The sequence below is a fragment of the Alkalimonas collagenimarina genome (genome assembly GCF_030717845.1).
GTDB lineage: Bacteria > Pseudomonadota > Gammaproteobacteria > Enterobacterales > Alteromonadaceae > Alkalimonas > Alkalimonas collagenimarina.
The window spans coordinates 42,320-64,479 of the sequence record NZ_JAUZVZ010000015.1 but is presented as its reverse complement, the minus strand read 5'-3'; the positions used below and the strand labels follow the sequence as shown (position 1 = coordinate 64,479).

Sequence of the window (22,160 nt, the reverse complement as noted above, 5' to 3'; positions counted from 1 at the left end):
GGAGCAGACTATGCCCACTATAAAATCGTCACATCTATACAGCTTGTTGTTCAGTGCTGTGATGGGGGTATCTGTTGCAGAGGCTTCGGTGGCAATTTCCAATATGCCCCTGCAAACCGGTAGTGCTGTAGAGCCTAATATCTTATTTATTATCGATGACTCCGGTTCAATGCAATGGGAAACGATGCCAGATGAGCTGACTACCCATTTTGGCACCACGTTGACCGGAAATAATGCTACTTACACTATGTGGATGTTCCCCAGGGTGGCGGGTATTTTTGGTGGCTCAGATTACAATAACACTCGAACAGTTCGCTTTAGCGGCAATACGGCTGCGCACTTTCGTTCCAGTCATAATAATACGGTGTATTACAATCCAGCGTTTACCTACCAGCCCTGGTCGAATCCGGATGGAACTTTAATGGCAGCTGCTACTGCTACTGCAGCATTGAATCACCCATTGGGTGGTTTTGGAACTCGAAATTTAACTGCCTCGAACACTCAGCAAGCGCGCTGGGTGAATGATGATGGTACACACAATAATGTTAATGAGACGTTTTTCCCTGCGGTCTATTACCACTATGATGGCAGTGGTGATCTATGGCAGGAAAGTAGTTACCAACGTGTTGAGATTAAACCTGGCAATGCTCCTTTTTCAGGACATGGTCGTGAAATAGTTCATTCTGATGGCAGTCGTAACCGTACTGATTGTGCTACCGCCAACGCTTGCACCTATGCCGAAGAAATTCAGAATTTTGCTAATTGGTACACCTATCATCGCAACCGTATTTTTGCTTCCAAAGCGGGGATTGGCCGTGGTTTTGCTGCCCAAGGCGATAACATGCGAGTTGGCTATGGCACCATAAATACAAGTAGTTCTTCGATTGATGGAGTGTCTACCAGCACAGTGGTCCGTGGCGTCCGCCGCTTTGCAGGTTCTGATCGTTCTAGTTTTTTTGATGCACTTTATAACCAAAATATCCCGGCACAGGGTACTCCACTTCGCAATGCTTTGGTGGGAGCTGGAGAGTACTTTTCTCGCTCAGACAGCCGTGGCCCCTGGGGCTTGAACCCTGGTTTTGGTGCTGAGCCAACTATTGAGCATCTGACTTGCCGGCAAAGTTTTAGCATTTTGATGTCGGATGGATATTGGGGAGGGACTAACCCTTCTGGTGTTGGAAATGAAGATAATAGTAATGGCCCCATCCACAGCCGGCCTGATGGTACTACTTACCAATATCAGCCAACAGCACCGTTTGCTGATGGATATTCAAATACGTTAGCTGATGTAGCGATGAAGTATTGGAAAAATGATCTGCGACCCGATCTGGACAATCGGGTACCAACCCCAAATGACAATACTAATCCTGCGTTTTGGCAGCATATGGTGACTTTTACCGTAGGATTAGGTGTACGAGGGAGTATTGATCCGAAAACCGCATTTGATGCTATAGGCACTGAAACGAGTATTGCCTGGCCTGATCCAGGAGCCGCCGGTGCATTGGCCCCTAAAATTGATGATATGCTGCATGCAGCAGTCAATAGTCGGGGCGGTTTTTTTAGTGCTGATGACCCGGAAACCTTTGCCAAAGAGCTTACCCGGACATTAAACCAAATTGCAGACCGGGTTGGCTCTGCATCCAACTTAGCTGGAACAACGACGTCGCTGGAAACTGATCAGATGGTGTTTCAGGGGCGTTTTCGCTCAGGTGATTGGTCGGGAGATTTATGGGGCTTCGATGCAGATAACGTTAGCGGTGAGCCGAAATGGAAAGTTGCTGAGCAATTAAATACGCGTGCCTGGGCTGGCCGGAATATTCAGTTCCTCGATGGTAGTACACAAAAAGCCTTTACCTGGAGTAATCTTAATTCAACGCAGAAAGGCTGGCTTCAATCCGAAGCACTGGTTGACTTTATTCGAGGCGATCGGACGCGTGAGGCTCGGGAAAACGATGCTAGCTATCAATTTCGTAATCGCAGCTCGGTGCTTGGCGATATAGCTCACTCATCGCCGGTGTATGTTGCGGAACCAGAAAATCGTTTCTATGACCGCTTCCAATGGGATGAGTTGAACTCTTACCGTACTTTTATTCAGACTAACCGTGATAGAGATCCTGTGGTATTTATTGGATCCAATAGTGGCATGCTGCATGGGTTTTCTGCCAAGACCGGTGAAGAGATGTTCGCTTACATTCCCTCTAAACTACTCCCTAAGCTGCCTGCTTTGGCTGATCCGGATTATCTGCATGAATACTATGTAGATGGTAATGCAACGGTATCTGATGTATTTATCGGGGGGCAGTGGCGCTCCATTTTGGTAGGAAGCACTGGCCGTGGCGCAAATTTACTTTTCGCCTTAGATGTAACGGTCCCAACCAGCCCACAAATCTTGTGGGAGTTTTCTGATGACCGGCTTGGCACCATGGTTGGGAAACCCGTGATTGGGCGGCTGAAAAATGGTGAGTGGGCAGTAATTACCGGAAACGGTTTTAATAGCAGTGATCATAAAGCAGGGTTGTTTTTGTTAAATGTTCAAAATGGCAATTTGATCAAGTATATCAATACAGGTGTTGGCCAGAATGATTTTGACTTGGATGGTAAGACGTTATCCAATGGTCTGAGTCAGGTTGAAACCTGGGATGATGACAATGATGGTAATGTGAACTATGTATTTGCTGGTGATTACCAAGGCAATGTATGGAAGTTTGATCTCAATCACAGCAATGTGGGGCAGTGGGATTCCTATTACAAGCAAGGAAGTAACCCCAGACCGCTGTTTAGTGCCGAAAATGCCGATGGTCAACGTCAAAGTATTATGGGAGGTATTTCCGTTGCCGCAGATCCTGAGACAGGTAAACGGTGGGTGTTTTTTGGTACCGGCAGCTACTTAAGCAATGATGATCCTGCAAGTTCAGAGGTGCAATCTTGGTATGGTCTTATAGATGGCGAGCAGATAGTGAGCAGGGCACAGTTGACCGAGCGGAAAATAAATCAACAGTCACTCGTTAGTGGGCGTCAGGTTCGTTCGATAGAAGAGGGTGGAACCATTGATAACAAAGGTTGGTTCATTGATTTAATGGTGAATGGCCAAAAGCAAGGTGAGCGAATTGTTAATCAACCAAAAATTATTGGGCGCGGCTTAGTTGTGAACTCAATTATTCCAGATACTGATATTTGTAACCCAGGTGGCTCAGGCTTCGTTATGGCAATTGATCCATTTAAAGGGGGGCGCTTGAATCGTAACTTCTTCGATATTAATCAGGATGGTACTGTTGATGATGGCGATACGATGTCCTCTCCTGATGGTGAGGTGCCTGTGAGTGGCGTGGGTTTTGATAGTATGCCAGGTGAGCCTTTATTTATGGGAGACGAAATGGTGGTAGGGCTAACCGATACAAGCATTGAATCCATATTGACTAGTTCTGGCGTTCGTCGGGGACGTGTATCTTGGCGGGAGATGACCAATTGAAAAAAAATCGATTGCAACACGGTATGACTTTGATTGAAATTATGGTGGTGGTGGCTATTGTCGGTATTATTGCGGCGATAGCTTACCCAGCCTATCAATCCCAAATTGAGCGTTCCTATAGAACGTCGGCAACTGGCTGCTTATTTGAAATGTCGCATGTCATGGAGCGATATTATACCAGTGAGATGTCTTATGTTGGTGCCACATTGCCAACAATGCAGTGCCAAAATGACACAGCTCAGCGTTATAGTTATAGCATAACGAATCAAGCTGCCCGCACTTATACCTTAACAGCCGTTCCTCAGGGCGTTCAGGCCACTGATGATTGTGGCACGCTTACCTTGACACAAGCTGGCCAAAAAGGTGCTGCGGGTGGAACTGATCCGGCGATAGTGCAAAAATGTTGGTAAAAAAACACAAAAAATATTGATCTTTTTAATTTTTATTGTAACTATATAGTTAACTTTGGTTAATATATGAGCATATGGATATGCGGTTACAACAAGGGATCAGTTTACTAGAAGTACTCATTGCCGTCTTACTATTAAAAGTCTCTGTCCTTGGGGCACTATCTGGGCAGCTGTATGCCAGGCAGCTAGTGGTTGAAGCGACACAGCGAACTCAAGCAACAGCGATGGCCACCGATTGGCTTAATCGAATGCAGGCTGCTGGTAGCCCTGACGTTGTGTTCTCTGCTCAACCGGGGACGGATTGCTTTTCTGGCACCCCTTGCGCACCGGTTGATGCTGCGATTTGGTTGCAGCAGCAATGGCAGTCTCAATGGTTTAACGCTCCACTTTCCCTCGCCAGTGCAGGTTATTGCCATACCGTAAGTGGTGGGCAATTGCAGGTTACTATTCATTGGCATCGCCGTCAGTTATTACAGCAGACTGCTCCCACACCACTCTGTGATGCCGCTGAAGCTGATTTTTCTGTAAGTGTGCAGGCATCACTATGAAACGGCCATGGAGCAGACAAAGCGGGGTTAGCTTGGTTGAGCTGATGATTGCCGCCGCACTGGCTTTGAGTCTGTTCGCTATTTTAATGGTGACGACCAGCCGCCAGCAGCAAATGAGCCGGGAATCCATGCAACTAGCGATGTTGCAGCAACAAGGCCAACTTTTGCTCAATCTATTGCAAAGTGAATTACAACACATCGGTTTCTGGGCTGGTTTTTCTTTGCAACATATCGATGCGGCTGCTGCCAGTTTCAATCCGGTACAGGGCGAATGCATTAGCCTGCCAGACGACAGTGGTAGTTTTCCCCGAGCGGATCTGCGGCTGGTTCCTTTGTATGCCGAGTTAGGATCAGGCAGCGGTATCAGCTGCATGGGACAGGCGGTTGAACAGGGGACTATTATACAATTTAAGCGTTTGGTGGCGCAGCCGTTTCACTACCATGAATTAAAAGAAAATCGTTACTACCTGCAAATCCAACCCAGTGGCCTCACTGTTGTTGATAGCGAAACAGCGGTCAATGAGGCTGATACTGAATTCTGGCCTTATGCGCATCAGCTGTTTTATGTACAGAAACAGGGCGATATCCCTGTCTTGATGCGAAAGCGTCTGATCCGAAGTCAGGCCGGCTTTCCTCGTATGCATACCGACTCTTTGATGGATGGCGTTGAAGTTCTGTATGTGGAGTTGGGGGTGGATACCAGCCAGGATGGCCGGGCTAACTATTTTGCCAGTCCGCACCAGCTGCAACCCGAGCATTGGTATCAACAACATAGCCGTATTGTCGCCATCAGTTATTATTTTATTATCCGCAGCTTAGAAAGCGATCCGGGCTATCAAAACGACTTGGTGTACCCAATGGGACAAATGAGTTTTCAAGCACCCGGCGATCATTACCGGCGGCTGATGCTACAAAGTACCTTGTATTTTCATAATGTGAATCGGCAACTTCAGGGAGGATAAGATGCGAGCAACACAGGGATTTGCTTTAGTCACCATACTGTTATTAGCTACCGTCATGCTGATTGTGGTGGTTTCTATCTTACACAGTAGTCAGCTCAGCCTGCGTATCGCGGCTTTGGGACAACAGCAGTTAATCAACCGCCAACAGGCTTGGGCAGAGCATCAGCTGCAATTGAGTGCGGGTATAGCCGCACCTGCTGCGGAGCTGGATCCTCGTTGGTGTCCGGCTCGATTTGCTGCCTGGGAAGGGCAGCAATTGCAATGCGGTCGTCAGATGGTGTGGAGTGAGACGGCGACACCACTTTTTACTGAGCGGGTGGGAAGTATCCAGCTGACGATAGCGTTGGATGAGGACATTTTTCATGATTAATATACTTCAGCTTAGTGTGTTGCTGCCACTGCTATGGCCACATAGTAGCTCTCTTGATACGCCTTTGCATTGCTTTGATGTGGAGGCCGGGCCATCCGACTATATCGTGCAAAGTAGTGGTCAGATCTATCGCCAAAGTAGTGCTGGTCAGCTCTTGTCAGAGCCGGTGTTACTAGCCGATTTAAGTGACTCTGGCTGGCATTTTTCAGCGCATCATAAGGCGGTGCAGAGCTGGTTACCGGTCACTGTTCTTGGTGCACAACAGCATTTTGAGCAGCTGATACTACTGGCTCGGGATCCATCTGGCCAGTTTGATCAGTTAGTGATTGTTCGGATATTCCCTCAACAAAAAACGGTCTGGCAGTTCGCTGATTTACAACCTCACTTGAGTGATGATGTGGTGGCTGGGGCGGTACTACCCAGCCAACCGGACACGGTAGAATCATTATGGCAGCAAGTACAGCAAGCACCGGGCTGGTGGCGCCCATTGCCAGGCTGGGCGGTGCAATTGCCACAGCTCTATGCAGGCATGTTGTACATTGCAAGTACCTCTGAACAACAAACAAGCAGTTGTCCTGATTACCCTTTGGACTTATCGGTTAAAGTTATTCATATGCATTCTGGCCATAAGACGAAGCCGGAGGTAGAAATAACTGTGCCGCACACCGGCCCGCTGCACTGGCAATTGCGAGTGACTCCTGAGCAGCAGATCAGCGTATGGCTGGAGCAAGATGCGCAAGCATGGCAACTAGATGCTGCCTTGCAGCAAATTACCGCTGAATGTCTGGATTGTTATCAGACACTTGATCTTTCACAGTGGCCTCAACAGATTGAGGTGGCTACATTCTGGTACGAAGAGGGGGCCTACTGATGAAAAGCAGTCGTGGCATTACCTTGATTGAGTTGTGTATCGCGTTGGTGATTTTGGCACTGTTGGCAGGAATTGCTTATCCATCCTATGTTCAGGTAGTGCTTCGGAGCCACCGGGCTGAGGCCAGTGAGGTGATACTGGCTTTAGCTGCTCGACAAGAGCTGTATTATGCCGAGTTTCGTCAGTACAGCAGTACCTTAGCTGAGTTAGGCGTGACAGAAATGGTGACTCCATCTGGCCGCTACTTAGTCAATATGGACGTTGGTTCAGATAACATGAGTTATCAATTAATGGCTACAGCCATAGGAGTACAGGCTGAAGACCATGAATGTTTGGTGTTTAGCTTTAATCACGTTGGACAACGTAATGAAGGATTAAGCTACCCGTCGAGTTGCTGGCTTTAAGCTGGACAAGCTTGCTGCTGGAACAATAAACGGCTGCGGCCGGCTTGATTCAGTGTTAGACGGTAATGCCAGTTCAAGCCGTTGTTAGGGCAATAAATAAAGCTGCCATTTTCAAGTGGGCCTAAACTGCCATCGCGGCGAAAGCTGAGTTGAGTACGGTTGTAATGCAGTTGATGGGATGGGTGTACTTCGGGCAGTTGACGAACCAGCTGCCACTGATTGTTTTGCCAGACACTGACTTGAACCGGGCTGTTGGACCAATTGGATTGACATTCGCCTTGCTGCCATGAACAAAGCCGGACGACACTGGCTTGTCCGCTTGCCATCACCCGGGCATAAGCCAACTGCTGGCTTAGTTCTTTCATGTAACTTTGTGCCCGGTATTTGTTGATGAAGTGGTGCCAGCTGGGTACACCAACGGTACTGAAGATGATGATGATCAGCAACACCACCATCATTTCAATCAATGTCCAGCCTCGCATGCTTATCCCATATGGTATGCACTATGAATACATAGTGATAATTTTGAGATAAAAAATTTAAAATGTCAATTTATGGTTAAGGCATAGTTTTATTTTTTCGCTTATTTAGTCATCGTACACGGTCGCAATCGGTTGACGTTTATGCTGGGTTTTCAGGTAAATGTTGATCAAACGATCGCGTACAGTCCCGCTGACCGACTTTCCTTCCAGAAAATCATCAATATCGTCATAGCTTAAACCAAGCGCTGCTTCATCGGCTTTTTGTGGTTGCAAACACTCTAAATCCGCAGTGGGTGTTTTCCCGACCAGTTGACTGGGAGCTGCCAGATAGTGAGCAAGCGCCCGAACCTGACGTTTGCTTAAACCAAAGAGTGGCGCTAAATCGCAAGCGCCATCGCCCCATTTGGTGTAAAAGCCGGTGATATTTTCTGCGGAATGATCGGTACCAAGCACCAAGCCATTGAGCAGACCTGCCAGATGATACTGGATCACCATCCGGGTGCGTGCTTTGACATTTCCTTTGCTAAAATCAATTTTCTTCTCATCATCGATGCTGGCGCCAATGGCAGCCAAAGCACTGGATGTTGCCTGATGAATGGCATCGGCACCCGGCTGCACATTGATACTCAGCGCTTGGGTTGGTTGAATAAAATCGAGCGCCAGCTGGGCTTCGTCTTCATCAGCTTGAGTGGCGTAGGGCAGCCGAACCGCAACAAACTGGTAACGGTTTGGCTCTGCCTCATTGAGTTCATTGACGGCCAATTGAGCCAATCGGCCGCATGTGGTGGAATCAACCCCACCACTGATGCCAAGTACTAAAGTGCTCATGCCGGAGTGTTGCAATTGACGCTTAATAAAATCAACACGTCGACGTACTTCTTGCTCAGGGGCAATGGAAGGTTGGACGCGCATTTCTGCAATAATTTGCTCTGGAGTCATGGCAGTTTTCCTGAGTTCGGATGAAAGGGTCATACCCATTAGGCTTTGGTTAATGCTATCATAGAGTACCATTCTGTTCAGGTGTTTGGATGCATGAAAAAAATTGAAGCGATCATTAAACCATTCAAATTAGACGATGTTCGGGAAGCATTGGCGGAGATCAATATTACCGGTATGACGGTGACTGAAGTGAAAGGCTTTGGTCGTCAAAAAGGGCATACCGAACTGTATCGCGGTGCTGAATACATGGTTGATTTCTTACCGAAAGTGAAGCTGGAAATTGTGGTCAGTGATGATCAGGTTGAGCGGTGTTTAGAGACCATTACCAAGACAGCACATACCGGTCGTATTGGGGACGGTAAAATCTTTGTGTTGGATGTGGGCCGGGTGATCCGCATCCGAACGGGCGAAGAAGACGAAGAAGCAATTTAGTCACAGATTAAGAAAAGCCGGGCAGGGTAAGTTGTGCTTGCTTAGGCTTTGATTTCTTTTTGGCGGTTGGTCGTTTACGGCTGGCGTGCCGAACGATCACTTGTTGTTTCTGGTGCTGCCAGAGGGTTGTATCCTGCTGCTGGCGCCACTGAGTGAGTGCCTGACGAGCTTGTGAAATGGCAGTCGAGGGTTCAACCAGTGGATCTGGATAATGGTGTTGCAGGATACAGCCATAGCGTTTTTGTTCGGGGGCTGGCATCAGCCAAGGCGTATGGATCCAACTTGCTGGTACTCGCCTCAATTCAGGAACCCACCGCTTAATAAAGTCCCCTTCAGGATCTCGCTCCTGACTTTGTTTAACCGGGTTGTACATCCGATTGATATTGATCCCTGTTACTCCGGCTTGCATCTGTATTTGTGTGTAATGAATACCTGGTTCGTAATCGACAAAACATTTTGCCAAATGCAAGGAGATAGGCCGCCATGGTAGCCCTAAATAATAACTGGCAAAGGATGTCAGCATGGCCCTGCCGCGAAAGTGAAGCCAGCCTGTGGCTAATAAAGCCCGCATGCAAGCGTCAATCAATGGATAACCAGTATTCCCTTCGCACCAACTGCGCCAGCGGTGATGATCGAATGACTGTTCGCGAAAACCCTGATAACCGGGATGCATCGGGTAGAACTCGATAGTCGGTTCTGACTCGAGTTTTTGGATAAAATGGCAGTGCCAGCGAAGTCGGGATAGAAACCCTGTTCTTGCTCTTACATCGCCGGGCTCTTGTTGAATCTGCTGATTGGTCAGCTGCACTAACTGACGAATGCTGAATTGACCATAACTCAGATAAGGGCTTAAGCGGGAACTAAACTTTTCTGCCGGGCCTGGGCGACCAATACTAAATAGGTAATGACGATAGCGGTTGGCGAAGAATGAGTTGAGTGTTTGAAGTGCATGCTTGGCATCCTGCGGCTGTTGACATGGGGGCAAATCTCGTACTCGCTTAAGCGCAGGCCAGATCGGCTCTGCAGGCTGGAAAACCAACGGTAAGCTTTTAGGCGGCGCAACGGTACTTTTCTGCAACCAATGGTCAGCCTGAGATTGCCATTGATCTCTGTTGATAGAACCACGGAATACGGCAAACTGTTGATACTGGTGCCATGCTACCTGATGCTGTTGCAGCATTCGCGCTACCGCTTTGTCTCGCTGGTAAGTCCACAGGTTGCCGGTTTCTTCATGGCTATGGACAGCAGACACTTTGAATTTTTGACATAAATGAGCCAATACCTGACTGGCAGCCCCGTATTCGATAAGCAAAGGTTGGCCAAGCTGACGCAGATGTTGATCTAATAGTCGTAAGCACTGTTGAACATATTGCCATTGTCGCAATGAAGTATCTGGTTGTTGCCAATAGTTGGGTTCAATAATATAGACGGGGAGCACAGGGCCGCACTGAGCGGCTTGTACCAGGGGCTGATGATCATCTATACGAAAATCTCGCTTAAACCAAACCAGCTGAATCATAGTTGCTCGAGTCGTAACAAGGTCTGCTGAGCATGCTGGCGAATAGCATCTTGTTCATCAGCTGCTTTGTTATGCCATTGGCGATACGCCAGTTGCAGCCGAGCATTACCACCGAGCTGAGTAGCGTGTCGGTCCAGAAAGTCCCAGTACAAAGCATTGAATGGACAGGCCTTTTCACCATGAGTTTTCTTCACATCATAGGGGCAGTTTTGGCAATAGTTGCTCATGCGTTGAATGTATTTTCCACTAGCGGCATAGGGCTTGGATGCCAGCACCCCATCATCTGCAAATAAAGCCATGCCGAGCGTATTGGGCAATTCAACCCATTCAAAAGCATCTGCATAGACCGCCAGATACCAGTCAGTGACTTCAGCAGGATCCAGACCAGTCAACAGGGCAAAATTACCCGTAATCATCAGTCGATGGATATGATGCGAGTAGGCATGATCAATGGTGCTTTGTAATGCCTGCTGCATGCAGCGCATCTGGGTATCGCCTGTCCAGTAAAACGCTGGCAGTGCTCGGTCCGCAGTCAGTGTATTACGGGTTTTGTAATCTGGCATCTGCAACCAGTACAAGCCACGTACAAATTCTCGCCAGCCAATAATCTGCCTGATAAAGCCTTCGGCAGCATTCAAAGGTACAGTTCCCTCATGGTATGCTTGCTCAACTTTCTGGCACATCCAGCGAGCATCTAATAAACCTATGTTTAAATACATAGAGCAGATGCTATGAAATAAGTAGGGTTGATCCATCAGCATCGCATCTTGGTAATCGCCAAATTTTGCCAGCTGATGCTCAATAAAGTGCAAGAAAGCCTGCCGGGCGTGTTTACCTGTCACCGCGAATGAAAACGAAGCAGGGGTACCCATGTTCGAGGCAAACTCTTGCTCAATAAGCTTGATGACATCAGAGGTAATGTCATCAGGTTCAAATTGCAGCGGCGGGGTTTGTTGCAAACCTGGCGGGCAGGATTTGCGATTTGCTTTGTCAAAATTCCACTTGCCTCCTTCCGGCTGATTGTTTTCTGTCATCAGCAACCGCGTAAAGCGACGCATTTCCCGATAAAAGTACTCCATCCGGAACTGTTGTCGATCTTTGGCCCACTGCGCGAACTGCGGTCGTGAGCAAATAAAGCGATCATCTTCCAGCTGTTCCAGCGGCAAAGAAAATTGCTCTGGCCAGCGAGCTATTTCTTGTTCCAGCCGATATTCGCCGCATTCCGTTATCATGATTGAACTAAGGTGCGGATTCTGCTGCAATGCGAAAGCCACGGCATCAGTCATACTTTCAACCTGTGGCTGCTGTTGATAGCTCAGGTAGATCACTTGATGTTGCAGCTGCTCTAGCGTAGCAGCAAAGTGGCGCATTGCACTGAAGATGAGGATTAACTTGTGGCTATGATGCTGCACATAATGAGCTTCGCTACCGACCTCAGCCATTAAAATCACATCGTCCGGTTGTAGGTTACGTAAGCTTGAAATCGCAGGACTTAACTGGTCACCGAGTATTACAACAAGTCTTGGCATGGTGGCATTCATGTCGGGTAAAAGTAGAAGTATTTACGTGCTATTTCTCAAGATCGATCAGCAGACTGGCTTTTCATTGGTTGTTGTGATGTTATATTATAACTCAAATTTAGATGGTGAATGATCACATGACCCAAACCGAACGGACAGCCGAGCAGGACATCCTTGCGATGCCTGATGACCATTACATGAATGCTCAGCAACTGGCTTTTTTTGAACAACTGCTGAGGCAGCAGAAAAAGCAGATACAGCATCATATTGAGCAAATCAAGCAGCACCTCAGCTCGGTAGCAGTGGAACCGGATGAATTGGATCGCGCCCTTATTGAAGAGGATAATCGGCAAAACCTTCGGCTGGTCGAGCGCGAATATTTTTTGCTACGAAAAATCGAGCAGGCACTGGATCGAGTGGCTCGACAGGAATATGGTTACTGTGTTGAAACCGGTCAGCCGATAGGTATACGGCGTCTGCTGGCCAGACCGACTGCTGAACTTTGCTTAGAGGCAAAAGAGCGACAGGAAATACGTGAAAAGCATTACAAGAAACAGCGCGGCTGAGATTCTTAGCAGAGTTTATCCATGCGTAATGCGCTAGTATTCGCTCTGAATATCATTTAATCTGATGGAAATTTCTAGGGTTTAACGTAACAAGGAAACCGATGATGAAACCACATTTGCCACTGGTAGTGAGCGCATTAGCCGCTGCCATGCTAATCAGCATGCCGCTGTCGGCCCATCAACCGCATGACGCGCAAGAACCACATCATGAGCACGAGAACGAGCATGAGCATCAGCATCAGCCTGAATCGCCTAAACACAATCACGATCATGTTTCTGAGCATGAACATAGCCATGATCATCATGACCATTCTCACGACCACGATGAAGAGTTTACCCAAATGGGCGCTCATGTTCATGGCGAGGCTTTACTGACTTTTGTGCTAGAGGGCAATGAAGCGATGCTGGCATTGCAATCTGCGGCATACAACATTGTTGGCTTTGAGCACGCCCCATCTACCGACGAGCAGCGTCAGGAGATCCAAGCTGCTCTGACTATTCTTGCTAAAGGGGACTGGTTTAGCATCAGTCGGGATGCCGGTTGTCAGATTGAGCAAGCCGACGCCAGTACTGACTTAACCCGAGGCAACCATCAGGGGCATGGTGATTTTTACGCGAACTTTTCATTGCTGTGTCATAACCCTGCACGGCTACAGGATATTGAATTAGGCTTGTTGCAGTTGATGCCTTCTATTGAGCGCGTCGAAGTGCAATGGATACTGAATGAGCGCCAAGGGATGAGCCGCGCGACTTTGCGTGATAGCCGGGTGCGCTTTTAGTTTGTAAGCAGTTATTGAATGAGCTTGATAGTATTGCTATTGATACAAAAAAACGCCTGAGTTCAGGCGTTTTTTTATGAGACACGAATTCATCAATTACCAGGTGTATTCTTCAATATGATCGGCTTTTAAACTGTAGGCAGCAAAAGCTAAATCATGAGTCATGGAATCGGTGGTCAGGGTGCCAGTGATCCAAAAAGGAGTGTACATCATATCTGCCGTCAGGTTTTTTGCATCCGTAACATAAATGATTTGGTTCGGTGGCGGCGGTGGTACATGAATACAAGCGCCGAAGTAAGGCACCAAAAAGAAGCTGGTTACGTTTTGGTTTTCATCAAACTCAAGCGGTACAATAAAGCCCGGCAAACGCACACGCTGATTGTTGTATTCTTCGCGGACTTTGGCAGAGCTCAGCACCTGCTGCCATAAGCTGGCACTTGGATCGTCCGAGGTATCATCAAATGGTGATGGTTGGCTATAGTCATGCTCGATGTCCGGTAATGACTCAAGTAAGGCTAAGTCATCTTCTGGCATCAGATCGGTCCATTCTAATGTCTTGGCTTCATTGGCCTGCACGCTTTGGATACCAAATGCGATAGACACCAGAAGAACTGCTATGGAAAGAGAACGCATCATTGGAGCTTACCTCTGAACTTTGATATAACACTGCCTTATATATTACCACGGACGAGAGCGTACTAGTGACCGACAAGCCGAAAAAATATGTGATTGATCTCAAAAATCTGCAGTTTCGCTGGCCGGGCAGCTCTGGCTGGCAGTTGCAGTTACCGGGTTTGCAATTGGAAGCGGGCCAGCATTTATTTGTTCGGGGCGCTTCTGGTTCTGGTAAAACCACCTTATTAAATTTACTAAGTGGCATTACCACGCCACATCAAGGCGAGCTGTGGTTGCAACAGCAACCGATGCATCGGCTTTCTGCATCGAAGCGGGATACCCTTCGGGCACAACAAATTGGTGTGGTGTTTCAGCAACTGAACCTCATTCCTTATTTGTCGGTGATTGATAACGTGCTGTTGGTAGCTCGCTTTGCCGGCCAGTCCATTTCAGCATCTGAGGAAAGAGCCAGTCAGCTGCTGTCTCGACTTGGTCTGGTTGAGAGTATACATCAAAGGGCTGCAGCAGAGCTTAGTGTGGGGCAGCAGCAGCGAGTAGCTATTGCCAGAGCACTGCTATTACGGCCAGCCTTACTGATTGCGGATGAGCCCACCTCGGCTTTAGATGCCGATAATCGAGATGCTTTTATGCAGTTGATGTTGGCTGAAGCCAATGACAGTGGTACCACAGTCATTTTTGTCAGTCATGATACGGCGCTTCGTCAGTATTTTCACTGGTACCTCGACATGGAGCAGTTAGCGCAAGGAGTACAAGCATGTTGATAAAATTAGCCCGACTTAGCCTTTTTAATCGCCGTGGTACTGTCTTGATGACTTTGTTGTCATTGGTGATCAGCATCACTCTACTACTTGGGATCGATCACCTACGGCATGAAGCAAAAAATAGCTTTACCAGCACGGTGTCGGGGACCGATTTAATCGTTGGTGCCCGCTCTGGCCAGTTGAATTTACTGCTGTACTCTATTTTTCGTATCGGCAATGCCACGGCCAATCTAAGCTGGGAGAGCTATCAGCGTATTCAGAATCATCCGCAAATTGCCTGGACCATTCCTATTTCGTTGGGAGACTCTCACCGTGGCTACCGTGTGGTGGGGACCAATCAAGACTACTTTACCTACTACCGTTATGCCGGTCAGAACTCCCTGCAGTTGCAGCAAGGTGAGGTATTTTCCGATGTGTATGACACCGTTTTAGGTGCGGAAGTGGCGACCCGGCTTGGCTATCAATTAGGTGATGAGATTGTGCTGGCGCATGGCATAGGACAAGTCAGCTTTAGCGAACACAAAGACAAGCCGTTCACCGTAGTGGGTATTTTGGCGCCAACCGGCACACCGGTTGACCAAAGTGTACATGTGACCTTGCAAGGTATTGAAGCCATCCATATTGACTGGCAACAAGGCGCTCCTATGCCAGGAAGACGAGTGAGTGCAGAGCAAGCGGTAGAGATGGATTTAACACCCAAGGCAATTACTGCGTTTTTGGTTGGATTAAATTCCAGAGCGGCTACCTTTATGGTGCAGCGGCAAATCAATGAGTTTCGTGGTGAGCCGTTAAGTGCAATTTTGCCAGGTGTAGCTTTGGCTGAGTTATGGCAAATGCTAAGCATGGTTGAGCGTTTATTGCTGGTGATTACGTTACTGGTGTTATTGGCTGGCTTGGTTGGTATGACAACCACCTTGCTGGCATCAATGAAAGAGCGACAGCGCGAAATTGCCATTTTACGGGCAGTAGGTGCTCATCCTCGTAGTTTGTTTTTGTTGGTACAGCTCGAAGTATTACTGATTACGCTGGCATCATTGCTGCTCGCATTTGCCTTGTTGTTTGTGGCTTTGTGGTTTGGGCAGGACCTGCTGGCCAGCCGTTACGGGCTATTTATTGGCTTAAATCCGATCCGCTCAAGCAGTTTGCAATTGGTGGGTGTAGTGATAGGGTTATCTCTTATCCTTGGTTGCATTCCATCCTGGTTGGCCTATCGCAGGGCATTGACCGATGGGCTTAGCGTTCGGCTGTAGGCTCCGGCAGTAAGCGGTTCAAAATGGCGCGATACTGATTACTGGCCTGCAGTTGTTGCAGGCCGCGATTAAAACGCTCCATTAATTCCTCAGAGCGTGGATCTTGCTTTGATAACACCAAATACATGGGCCTTTGCTCCAGAGCAGGCTCAATGTATTCAATGTATTCCGCGTACTCTGGCAGCAAACTTTGCAGCAGATACAGACCATTTAGCTTATCTGCGGGAACGAGATCGACCCGGTTGAGTGCCAGCATACGAAATACTTGCTCATCACTGGCTACAGAAATGGTATTTAAGCCCGCTTCAAGCAAGCCTTTAGGTTGCGCATAACCTTGTACCAAGCCGAGTCGATACCGTGCAGCCGCCAGTTGTGAAAAACTTCGGAACTCAAGTGGCATCGATCTTCGTTTAAACAAGACGATGTGATTGGCGTACATCGGCTGCGAATACAGAAAGTGCTCTACCCGTTCATCATCATACCAAGCGGCAATCAGACCCGCATAGTTGCCTCGTTTACTTTCGTGGATCGCGCGGCCAAATGGCATAAACACCACGTCAAGTTCAATGCCTTTCAAGGCAAAAGCCTGTCGGACTATTTCGGTTACCGCGCCTTGCTGCGGCATGTTTTCACCATAATGTGGTTGGTAATCGCTGCTGGCCAGCACAACGCGCTCGGCACAAAGCAAGAAGGAACATAGCAACAGTGAGCAACCTAATCCGATTATCTTCAGCACATGCATCTGGCGCATACTCCTCATATTGCAATGAAATGCCTCATACGATTGTAGCCCCTACGGTATTTCTTGTGTTTGATAATTCTGTGATATTTTTTGCTACCCATGAAGTTTGTCCCTGGCTAGTTATTCTTGGCTGATTGATAGCTTTATGACAAAAAGTTCGCTAAATTTAGTATAAGCCGTTCATTTTTAGTAATAACAGGTAGGGCATGGCCACATCGCAGCAGGATATTCAGGCTCAGTTAGAGCAGTTACGCCAGAATTATCAAGCCAAATTGCAGCAGCAGTGGCCCGATTTGATGGCCGAGCTGCGTCAGTTGATGCAGCCTAAGCAACCCGATTGGCAGGCCACTGCACTTTCACTCAAGCAGCATTTCCACACGCTAGCTGGTTCAGCGGGTACTTTTGGGATGCAACAGCTCGGCCAACAGGCGAAAGCCTTAGAGCTTGAGTTAACCTCATGGCTAGAGGCTGAACAAATACCTGCAGTCGAGCAATGCCAGCATTTAATGGATATGATGGAAGAAATATCACTGCAAACCACCACGAGCCCACCTGAAGTAATGACTAGCTTTCAATCCAGTGCCACGAGCGAGTTAGAGCAAAAAGCACTGATTTACATGCTGGAGGATGATGAGCAAACCGGTGAGCAATTACGCTTAACTTTGGCGACCTTTGGTCATGAAGTGCGTTGGTTTAAAGCGTGTGAGGAGCTTCGGCAGGCATTTAGTGAGCAGATGCCAGATATTTTTGTGCTGGATGTAGCCTGTCCAACCAAACATCAGCATGGTTGTGATCTGATACAAGAATTTCAGCTAGATACCGCATCATCCAGTACGGTGCTCTTTGTGATTGGTGAAGAAGGAGGCTTTGATGCCTACCTTGCAGCGGTGCGGATGGGAGCAAAAGGTTACTTTGTTAAACCCATTAATGCCGGCGCTTTAGAAGCTCGTGTGCAACGGTTGTTACTGCAGAGAAAGCAGGCTCCATTTCGGGTCTTGATCGTCGATGATGATGCTCTGCTGGCGGAGCATTATAAACTGGTGATCGAACAAGCCGGACTAGCGGCTGAGGTTCTGACCGAGCCCAATCAGGTGTTCAAGGGCCTTAAATCATTCCAACCGGATGTCATTTTGTTGGATGTGAATATGCCAGATTGCAGTGGCCCGGAGTTGGCCCAGTTGATCCGTTTTCAGGATGAGTGGCTGGGGGTTCCCATTATTTATTTATCCTCAGAAGCCGATAGTCAAAGACAGCTGGATGCGCTGGTCAAAGCAGGGGATGATTTTCTGTCTAAGCCGATTACCGATCAGGCTTTGGCTGTGACGGTTTTTGCCCGGGCACAACGTGCTCGTCAGCTCTCTGAAATGATGACCAAAGATAGCCTGACCGGTTTGCTGCAGCACGCCAATATTAAAGATCGCCTGAGTGACGAGATCGCTAAAGCCGGCCGAACCAGAGATCCATTGGTGGTGGTGATGCTTGATATTGATCACTTTAAACGAGTGAATGATGAGCATGGCCATTTAATGGGTGATCAAGTGATTACCAGTCTGGCCAACCTGTTAAAGCAGCAATTACGTAAATCGGATTTGGTTGGGCGCTATGGCGGAGAAGAGTTTTTGTTAGGCTTGCCCGATTGTCCATTGGATAAAGCGCGCCGTATTGTTGATACCATTCGGGACAAATTTCAACAACTGCCCTTTACAGCAAAAGACAGCAGTTTTTACTGTACTTTCAGTGCAGGTTTGGCTTTGGTCAATACCAGGCAATCAACCGATGAGAATATTGATCGGGCGGATCAGGCGATGTACAAGGCGAAAGAGCAAGGACGCAACCAAGTGATACTAGCTGATGACTGAATCATCTGCCAGAGTTGGTATTGCATGGGTTTTCTGAACGAAGCTCTGCCTCTGTTAAGCCGGTTTCCTGCTGCAAAAATCGCCGTGCTGCCCATAACCACATTTCGACCATTTGATACGATTTTCGGGTTTGCTGCAGTTGGGTCGACTTTACCCCATCGTGCTGCTGACAAGCCAGCGTAAACTCAAACGCATAGTTGCCCTGCATGCCCATGCGTAAGTCTGCCATGGTGAATAATGCATCATGTTGAAAGTAGCCAACAAAACCATGGCTAAAACGAGTTAAACGCTCTGCGTCGGTAAAGGCTCGAAGTTGCTCTGTTTGCTCAGGAAAATAATGCTGTCGAAAGGTGACCGCTCTGCGACCATCGCTGAGCGCATAAAAACCTTCTTGATAGCCATGCTCATCGACTTTAATAATTCGCCAGACCAAGGTATTTAATGCTGTTGGCTGCACCAAGAGCCAGTAGGGTGATTGGGACGCATCAGCCCCTTGCTGCGTCACCTGATGTATCACCCATTGCTGTGCCAGTACACTCCAGAGCAAATACCCTGATGAACAGATTAACCCGATTCGGTTGGCAGCCAACCCTTTCTCGGGTTGTCTCCACGCATAGACTAAGCCTGCTAACAGTGGCAGGGTGTACAAGGGATCAATGACAAAGATACTTTCCAGTGCGAAGGGGTAGTTACTAAACGGCAGTAGCAGCTGAGTGCCATAGGTGGTGAATGTATCCAGCAGGCTATGGGTAACCAACACCAGCCAAACGGCTAGCCACCATGCTTTAAAGTGTTGTTGCTGTTGATGCCAACGGCAGATAAGCCAAGCCAGTAAGGGAGCAATGAGCGTTTGATAGACCAAGGAGTGGCTTTCACCACGGTGACGCACCATCTCGCTGAGATCATCACCATAATCAATAAACACATCGAGATCGGGCAAGGTACCAATGACCGCCCCCCAAATAGCTGCTTTTTTTATGGAGCTATGTTTGCCAACGACGGCAACTGCCACAGCTGCGCCTAGGGCGGCTTGAGTCACTGAATCCATGAACAGGTTATACCACTATCGGGTCGTCTTGTTCAATGGACCCGGTACAAACGGCAAAAGTAATCAATAATGGAGTCGGTATCAAAGCGACTGAACTGCAGCTTGTGTTTTTGGACAATGGCCTCAGCTAATGAGCGTAAGGTCACATCCAGTGGCTGGCCACAAGGGCGAGTGAGCTCATGGCGACTAAATAAATAGTTCAAGGCAACTGAAGTATAGGATTTACCTGGCATAGGTTGCACCAGTTGTAGTTCATGCAAACGAACACCTAAGTTGCGTAGTTTCTCTAAGCGGTTTTGTTCGTTCATGATGCTTCTCCATCCAAAATCATACAGTGTTGCCTGGTTACTTAGGTTATCGTCTTGCTCAAGGAAAACTTGAGTGGTTGCTTGAAAAAACATCGATTTGACTCTGTTACAAATGAAGGTGTTGTCACAAAAAATGCAGTAAAGTGATATAATCTGCTCATTCAATACGATATTCACGAGCACTTTGCATGGGGACAAAACAACGTATGACGACAAAACAACTTTTTTCCTGCTGTGTCTTGCTGGCAGGCAGCATACTAGTGGGTTGTACACCTGCGGAGCGAGCCTCGGAGGACCTGACGGTAGAGATGCGTATTCTTCATACCAATGATTTGCATGGCTATATGCTGGGTTATGACTATTTTCAGCAACAAGAAAGCAGCCGCTTAGGTTTAGCTCATGTCGCATCGTTAGTGCATCAGGCGAGGTTAGAGCAACCCAATCACCTTTTGCTAGATAATGGCGATACCATTCAAGGCAGTGCAATGGCTGATTGGGCACAGTCGCAGGGGATTGATTATTTGTCGCAGCAACGTCACCCCGTAATCAGAGCCATGAATTATCTGGGTTATCATGGCGCTGCACTGGGTAACCATGAATTCAATTATGGCTTGGAATTTCTGGATGCCACCATTGAGGGGGCGACCTTTCCTTTTTTAGCAGCTAATGTGATGGAGGCTGATGTCGCCGATTCAGATTGGGAGTCGACCCGCTTTACTCCTTATGTGATCCAAAGCCACTCTTTTGTTGGTTCGGATATGCAGCGGCATGACATTCAGGTTGGTTTGCTCGGTTTGGTGCCGCCGGATATCATGCGCTGGGATCGCGATAACCTGGAAGGGCAAGTACAGGCACGTGATATGGTGGCAGCTGCGCAACACTTTGTTCCCAAAATGAAGGCGGAAGGTGCAGATGTGGTGATCCTGATCGCTCATACTGGTTTGCGCCATTACGAGGAATATCCCGACAATGCAGAGCAGGCGGCCTTGTATCTGGCACAGCTGGATGATGTCGATGCGTTGCTGCTAGGGCACCAGCATCGGCAACTTCCTGGTGAGGATTATCAGGGTATGCCCGGCGTGGATGCCGACAAAGGGTTGATTCATGGTGTGCCTGCCGTGATGGGGGGACAGTATGGCAGTCATTTAGGTTTAATTGATCTGACATTGCAACGCACGGATGATGGCTGGGTGATTGCGGATCAACGAGCTGAACTTCGCCCGATTGGCGACGCGCGTGATGAGTTGCTGGTGGCTATGTTGTCTGAAGAGCAAGAGCAAACGTTAGCTATGTTGAATCAGCCGCTCGGCGCCATTGATAGCGATATTGAAAATTTCTTTGCCAGAGTGCAACCCAATACAGCGGTGCAATGGGTGAATGCAGCACAACACTGGTATGCCACTCGGCTGCAAAAGTCCGGTGAGTTGCCGGCTGAACTGCCCATCATTAGTGCAGCGGCACCTTTTCGCAGTGGTTTTGGCGGGCCTGAAGATTACACACACCTTTCAGCCGGGCCTTTAACGCTTGGTCATATCGCTGACTTATATATTTTCCCCAATACCTTGCGGGTGATTGAGCTGGATGGTGAGCAGCTACGTGACTGGTTAGAAATGTCGGCTCGTACCTTTACCTCCATCGATGCAACTCATGATGACTGGCAGGATTTGCTGCAAGCAGGGATCCCCAGTTACAACTTTGATATGATGAACAAGGTGAGCTACCGTATTGATAGTACCCAACCGCCGCGCTTTGACGGCCAGGGCCAGCAAATCAATGATAGTCACCGCATTGTCGATTTACATTTTCAAGGCGAACCAGTAACGGCTGAACAACGTTTCTTGCTGACCACCAATAACTACCGGGTCAGTGGTGGTGGTTTCTTCCCTCATGCGACATCGGCACCGGTGCATTACAGCGGTCAGATGGAAGTACGGCAGATTATTGCGGAATACACCCGTTACCAAGCGGAGACCTATGCAGATGAAATCCCGGTTAAGCTAGAGAGCAACTGGCAGTTGGATATCCCTGCTGGTACCAAGCTGCGTTTTCGTAGTTCTGGCTTGGCAGCCGCTCAGGATGTTGCAGGTCTTTTACCGCAACTGACCTTGATAGAGCAGGATGAAGAAGGTTATGGCATTTATCAGCTACTGCCTGTACCAAGCAACGAGTAACTAGTTTGCAACCAGTACACCGCAGCTAGGCAAATCAATCGGGCGTTGTTACACTAACGCCCTTTTTACTGACCACGCCACAATCTACCTTCCATGTGGCTACAAGAGGCAGCG

Annotated in this window: 22 protein-coding genes; 14 read left to right on the top strand and 8 right to left on the bottom strand. The window is 48.1% G+C overall.

Features of this window, described 5'->3' with window-relative positions; genetic code table 11:
• Positions 1-10 precede the first annotated feature (10 nt).
• The 7 genes from Q3O60_RS11680 to Q3O60_RS11650 all read left to right on the top strand — a co-directional run bounded on the left by Q3O60_RS11680 (position 11) and on the right by Q3O60_RS11650 (position 7,034).
• Positions 11-3,469 carry a pilus assembly protein gene (locus Q3O60_RS11680; protein ID WP_305894118.1) on the top strand — a complete coding sequence of 1,153 codons (3,459 nt, stop codon included), beginning with the start codon at positions 11-13 and terminating at the stop codon, positions 3,467-3,469.
• Positions 3,466-3,879 carry a type IV pilin protein gene (locus Q3O60_RS11675; RefSeq protein ID WP_305894117.1) on the top strand — a complete coding sequence of 138 codons (414 nt, stop codon included), beginning with the start codon at positions 3,466-3,468 and terminating at the stop codon, positions 3,877-3,879. The genes Q3O60_RS11680 and Q3O60_RS11675 overlap by 4 nt, the downstream gene beginning before the upstream one ends.
• An 80-nt stretch (positions 3,880-3,959) precedes the next feature.
• Positions 3,960-4,427 carry a type IV pilus modification PilV family protein gene (locus Q3O60_RS11670; protein WP_305894116.1) on the top strand — a complete coding sequence of 156 codons (468 nt, stop codon included), beginning with the start codon at positions 3,960-3,962 and terminating at the stop codon, positions 4,425-4,427.
• Entirely contained in the window at positions 4,424-5,389 is a 966-nt protein-coding gene (locus Q3O60_RS11665; protein WP_305894115.1) for a PilW family protein, read from the top strand. Before Q3O60_RS11670 ends, Q3O60_RS11665 begins: the two co-directional genes overlap by 4 nt.
• A gap of 1 nt (position 5,390) precedes the next feature.
• Positions 5,391-5,759 carry a hypothetical protein gene (locus tag Q3O60_RS11660; RefSeq protein WP_305894114.1) on the top strand — a complete coding sequence of 123 codons (369 nt, stop codon included), beginning with the start codon at positions 5,391-5,393 and terminating at the stop codon, positions 5,757-5,759.
• On the top strand, positions 5,752-6,630 hold the full coding sequence (locus tag Q3O60_RS11655) for a hypothetical protein (protein WP_305894113.1): 879 nt from the start codon (positions 5,752-5,754) through the stop codon (positions 6,628-6,630). The genes Q3O60_RS11660 and Q3O60_RS11655 overlap by 8 nt, the downstream gene beginning before the upstream one ends.
• Positions 6,630-7,034 carry a type IV pilin protein gene (locus Q3O60_RS11650; RefSeq protein ID WP_305894112.1) on the top strand — a complete coding sequence of 135 codons (405 nt, stop codon included), beginning with the start codon at positions 6,630-6,632 and terminating at the stop codon, positions 7,032-7,034. Before Q3O60_RS11655 ends, Q3O60_RS11650 begins: the two co-directional genes overlap by 1 nt.
• Here Q3O60_RS11650 and Q3O60_RS11645 read toward each other — a convergent pair.
• On the bottom strand, positions 7,031-7,516 hold the full coding sequence (locus tag Q3O60_RS11645) for a GspH/FimT family pseudopilin (protein ID WP_305894111.1): 486 nt from the start codon (positions 7,514-7,516) through the stop codon (positions 7,031-7,033). The two genes, Q3O60_RS11650 and Q3O60_RS11645, sit on opposite strands and share 4 nt — an antisense overlap.
• Positions 7,517-7,621: 105 nt before the next feature.
• On the bottom strand, positions 7,622-8,455 hold the full coding sequence (gene nadE / locus Q3O60_RS11640) for an NAD(+) synthase (RefSeq protein ID WP_305894110.1): 834 nt from the start codon (positions 8,453-8,455) through the stop codon (positions 7,622-7,624).
• Between the two features lie 93 nt (positions 8,456-8,548).
• On the opposite strand from nadE, the gene glnB reads away from it, so the two are divergent.
• On the top strand, positions 8,549-8,887 hold the full coding sequence (glnB, locus tag Q3O60_RS11635) for a nitrogen regulatory protein P-II (RefSeq protein ID WP_305894109.1): 339 nt from the start codon (positions 8,549-8,551) through the stop codon (positions 8,885-8,887).
• 7 nt (positions 8,888-8,894) lie between these two features.
• Here the strand turns inward: glnB and Q3O60_RS11630 are convergent, their stop codons facing one another.
• Positions 8,895-10,406: an FAD-binding domain-containing protein gene (locus Q3O60_RS11630; RefSeq protein ID WP_305894108.1), complete on the bottom strand. Its 1,512-nt coding sequence runs from the start codon at positions 10,404-10,406 to the stop codon at positions 8,895-8,897.
• The gene (locus tag Q3O60_RS11625; protein WP_305894107.1) at positions 10,403-11,935 is read right to left on the bottom strand and encodes a cryptochrome/photolyase family protein; all 1,533 of its coding nucleotides are present in this window, start codon (positions 11,933-11,935) and stop codon (positions 10,403-10,405) included. Before Q3O60_RS11625 ends, Q3O60_RS11630 begins: the two co-directional genes overlap by 4 nt.
• A gap of 128 nt (positions 11,936-12,063) precedes the next feature.
• Between Q3O60_RS11625 and Q3O60_RS11620 the strand changes: the two genes are divergently transcribed.
• Both Q3O60_RS11620 and Q3O60_RS11615 read left to right on the top strand, forming a co-directional pair.
• Positions 12,064-12,492 carry a TraR/DksA family transcriptional regulator gene (locus tag Q3O60_RS11620; protein ID WP_305894106.1) on the top strand — a complete coding sequence of 143 codons (429 nt, stop codon included), beginning with the start codon at positions 12,064-12,066 and terminating at the stop codon, positions 12,490-12,492.
• 101 nt (positions 12,493-12,593) lie between these two features.
• A complete protein-coding gene (locus tag Q3O60_RS11615; protein WP_305894105.1) occupies positions 12,594-13,271 on the top strand; it encodes a ZrgA family zinc uptake protein in 678 nt (225 codons plus the stop codon).
• 96 nt (positions 13,272-13,367) lie between these two features.
• Here Q3O60_RS11615 and Q3O60_RS11610 read toward each other — a convergent pair whose 3' ends face one another.
• Positions 13,368-13,907, bottom strand: a complete 540-nt coding sequence (locus Q3O60_RS11610; RefSeq protein ID WP_305894104.1) for a DUF3299 domain-containing protein — start codon at positions 13,905-13,907, stop codon at positions 13,368-13,370.
• 65 nt (positions 13,908-13,972) lie between these two features.
• On the opposite strand from Q3O60_RS11610, the gene Q3O60_RS11605 reads away from it, so the two are divergent.
• Entirely contained in the window at positions 13,973-14,668 is a 696-nt protein-coding gene (locus Q3O60_RS11605) for an ATP-binding cassette domain-containing protein (protein WP_305894103.1), read from the top strand.
• The gene (locus tag Q3O60_RS11600; RefSeq protein ID WP_305894102.1) at positions 14,662-15,918 is read left to right on the top strand and encodes an ABC transporter permease; all 1,257 of its coding nucleotides are present in this window, start codon (positions 14,662-14,664) and stop codon (positions 15,916-15,918) included. Before Q3O60_RS11605 ends, Q3O60_RS11600 begins: the two co-directional genes overlap by 7 nt.
• On the opposite strand, the gene Q3O60_RS11595 is transcribed toward Q3O60_RS11600, so the two are convergent.
• Complete coding sequence (locus tag Q3O60_RS11595; protein ID WP_305894101.1) at positions 15,902-16,660, bottom strand: substrate-binding periplasmic protein; 759 nt, start codon at positions 16,658-16,660, stop codon at positions 15,902-15,904. The genes Q3O60_RS11600 and Q3O60_RS11595 overlap by 17 nt on opposite strands.
• Before the next feature lie 206 nt (positions 16,661-16,866).
• On the opposite strand from Q3O60_RS11595, the gene Q3O60_RS11590 reads away from it, so the two are divergent.
• Entirely contained in the window at positions 16,867-18,519 is a 1,653-nt protein-coding gene (locus tag Q3O60_RS11590) for a diguanylate cyclase domain-containing protein (protein WP_305894100.1), read from the top strand.
• A gap of 1 nt (position 18,520) precedes the next feature.
• Here Q3O60_RS11590 and Q3O60_RS11585 read toward each other — a convergent pair whose 3' ends face one another.
• Both Q3O60_RS11585 and Q3O60_RS11580 read right to left on the bottom strand, forming a co-directional pair.
• Complete coding sequence (locus Q3O60_RS11585) at positions 18,521-19,567, bottom strand: metal-dependent hydrolase (protein WP_305894099.1); 1,047 nt, start codon at positions 19,565-19,567, stop codon at positions 18,521-18,523.
• A gap of 32 nt (positions 19,568-19,599) precedes the next feature.
• On the bottom strand, positions 19,600-19,875 hold the full coding sequence (locus Q3O60_RS11580) for a hypothetical protein (protein WP_305894098.1): 276 nt from the start codon (positions 19,873-19,875) through the stop codon (positions 19,600-19,602).
• A 206-nt stretch (positions 19,876-20,081) separates the two neighbouring features.
• On the opposite strand from Q3O60_RS11580, the gene Q3O60_RS11575 reads away from it, so the two are divergent.
• Positions 20,082-22,046, top strand: a complete 1,965-nt coding sequence (locus tag Q3O60_RS11575) for a bifunctional 2',3'-cyclic-nucleotide 2'-phosphodiesterase/3'-nucleotidase (RefSeq protein WP_305894097.1) — start codon at positions 20,082-20,084, stop codon at positions 22,044-22,046.
• The last annotated feature ends 114 nt before the right edge of the window (positions 22,047-22,160 follow it).

Excerpts from the sequence above, each read along its gene's own strand:
- Q3O60_RS11680 (WP_305894118.1), top strand. The coding sequence starts at position 11 with ATGCCCACTATAAAATCGTCACATCTATACAGCTTGTTGTTCAGTGCT.
- Q3O60_RS11670 (WP_305894116.1), top strand. The coding sequence starts at position 3,960 with ATGCGGTTACAACAAGGGATCAGTTTACTAGAAGTACTCATTGCCGTC.
- Q3O60_RS11665 (WP_305894115.1), top strand. The coding sequence starts at position 4,424 with ATGAAACGGCCATGGAGCAGACAAAGCGGGGTTAGCTTGGTTGAGCTG.
- Q3O60_RS11660 (WP_305894114.1), top strand. The coding sequence starts at position 5,391 with ATGCGAGCAACACAGGGATTTGCTTTAGTCACCATACTGTTATTAGCT.
- Q3O60_RS11655 (WP_305894113.1), top strand. The coding sequence starts at position 5,752 with ATGATTAATATACTTCAGCTTAGTGTGTTGCTGCCACTGCTATGGCCA.
- Q3O60_RS11650 (WP_305894112.1), top strand. The coding sequence starts at position 6,630 with ATGAAAAGCAGTCGTGGCATTACCTTGATTGAGTTGTGTATCGCGTTG.
- Q3O60_RS11645 (WP_305894111.1), bottom strand. The coding sequence starts at position 7,516 with ATGCGAGGCTGGACATTGATTGAAATGATGGTGGTGTTGCTGATCATC.
- nadE (WP_305894110.1), bottom strand. The coding sequence starts at position 8,455 with ATGACTCCAGAGCAAATTATTGCAGAAATGCGCGTCCAACCTTCCATT.
- glnB (WP_305894109.1), top strand. The coding sequence starts at position 8,549 with ATGAAAAAAATTGAAGCGATCATTAAACCATTCAAATTAGACGATGTT.
- Q3O60_RS11630 (WP_305894108.1), bottom strand. The coding sequence starts at position 10,406 with ATGATTCAGCTGGTTTGGTTTAAGCGAGATTTTCGTATAGATGATCAT.
- Q3O60_RS11625 (WP_305894107.1), bottom strand. The coding sequence starts at position 11,935 with ATGCCAAGACTTGTTGTAATACTCGGTGACCAGTTAAGTCCTGCGATT.
- Q3O60_RS11620 (WP_305894106.1), top strand. The coding sequence starts at position 12,064 with ATGACCCAAACCGAACGGACAGCCGAGCAGGACATCCTTGCGATGCCT.
- Q3O60_RS11615 (WP_305894105.1), top strand. The coding sequence starts at position 12,594 with ATGATGAAACCACATTTGCCACTGGTAGTGAGCGCATTAGCCGCTGCC.
- Q3O60_RS11610 (WP_305894104.1), bottom strand. The coding sequence starts at position 13,907 with ATGATGCGTTCTCTTTCCATAGCAGTTCTTCTGGTGTCTATCGCATTT.
- Q3O60_RS11600 (WP_305894102.1), top strand. The coding sequence starts at position 14,662 with ATGTTGATAAAATTAGCCCGACTTAGCCTTTTTAATCGCCGTGGTACT.
- Q3O60_RS11595 (WP_305894101.1), bottom strand. The coding sequence starts at position 16,660 with ATGCATGTGCTGAAGATAATCGGATTAGGTTGCTCACTGTTGCTATGT.
- Q3O60_RS11590 (WP_305894100.1), top strand. The coding sequence starts at position 16,867 with ATGGCCACATCGCAGCAGGATATTCAGGCTCAGTTAGAGCAGTTACGC.
- Q3O60_RS11585 (WP_305894099.1), bottom strand. The coding sequence starts at position 19,567 with ATGGATTCAGTGACTCAAGCCGCCCTAGGCGCAGCTGTGGCAGTTGCC.
- Q3O60_RS11580 (WP_305894098.1), bottom strand. The coding sequence starts at position 19,875 with ATGAACGAACAAAACCGCTTAGAGAAACTACGCAACTTAGGTGTTCGT.
- Q3O60_RS11575 (WP_305894097.1), top strand. The coding sequence starts at position 20,082 with ATGACGACAAAACAACTTTTTTCCTGCTGTGTCTTGCTGGCAGGCAGC.